General features: G+C 48.2%; 1 protein-coding gene. It reads left to right on the top strand.

The features are described from left to right. Positions 1-42 precede the first annotated feature (42 nt). Positions 43-633: a hypothetical protein gene (locus H5T41_11265; protein ID MBC7109337.1), complete on the top strand. Its 591-nt coding sequence runs from the start codon at positions 43-45 to the stop codon at positions 631-633. Positions 634-1,164 lie beyond the last annotated feature (531 nt).

Below are 1,164 nucleotides of genomic sequence, written 5' to 3'. Positions count from 1 at the left end.
TTCCTTGCACAGTCGAAAAGGGTGACGCATAGTTCAGGGAGTATGGCTGAGAGTCAAGATTTGCGAAAAGTTATTGCAGATTTGGCTGATCAGGTAACAAAATTGGATTACTTGCTACGAGATATAACTAGTCTAGCACTTATTGGGCGTATTGGTGACGACGATTTTGGCAGATATTTGCGGGTGTTTGTCTATTCATCGGTAAATGCGGCAAAGGAGTTTTTGGCCGCTATGGAAGCTTTGGAATGCGATCCACAAACACAGCTTCTCAAAAAGATGTTTGATTTTGCACGCCACTTTGAGAATAGCGTCTGGGCAACGAGTCGTTCTATCCGCTTAATAAAGCGCATTAAAAATGTGCATGAAAGGGCAGAGTTAGGGAAAGAGCTTCGTAGTCTGCTCAAAGAAATAAGCGGGAAAGAGTCTAATGTTCACTCTTTTCGTAACGTGATCATGCATATGGATGAGAAGCTTCGAAAACCGGGGCCAGTTATTCCTTATCCCGATCCTGAACGTTCTAAAACGGTTATTAAGGTAGCGGACTGCGAAGTTTCTGTTTTTCAGTACAAAGAAGTTCTTAAGGGCTTGCTAGAGATTTCCAGGCGCATTCTTGATTACGTAATGAGGTTGTAGACGTGGCCAATGTTAGACGGTTTGCGGTAGGCGCCCATTTGTTGAGGGCTCTACTTCTGACCGCAGGGCAAGAGAAAGCTGGCATGAAGTGGCGGAGCTCGTCAGTCTTTTGTCCTTGGTAGTTCTCCTACGGCCGTCATTGCCTTGTTAGCGTTTGTTCCACGCTCTAATGACGTTGTTCGTCTTGGTTCCCGCAATTATCCCGGACTTGGAATCCCCTGTTCCATGCATCCTGTGGATTCCTCAAAAACCGGTTTTATCAACGACCGACAGACTGGATGTGGCAGATGTGAACGGGGATGGCTGACTCGATATCGTGGCCAACGTTGAGGGGTTCAATCGTCTAAGCGCCATCCTCGCAGTAGTTTGGTTTGAAAACCCCGGCCGCTAACCGCGCTTCCCTCTTATTCCCGAATCCGGCGAAGCTGGAATACGTGGGGATTTTTGGCGTCCGGGCAAAGGTGCAGGGCCACGTCGGGATCCTCCTTGAGCCAGGGGAATCTCGCGCCGTACCGCAAAGCGAAAAGTTTC

Source organism: Methanomassiliicoccales archaeon (assembly GCA_014361295.1).
Classification (GTDB): Archaea; Thermoplasmatota; Thermoplasmata; order Methanomassiliicoccales; family JACIVX01; genus JACIVX01.
The sequence above is the reverse complement of the archived record's forward strand: the minus strand, read 5'-3'. Positions and strand labels throughout refer to the sequence as shown.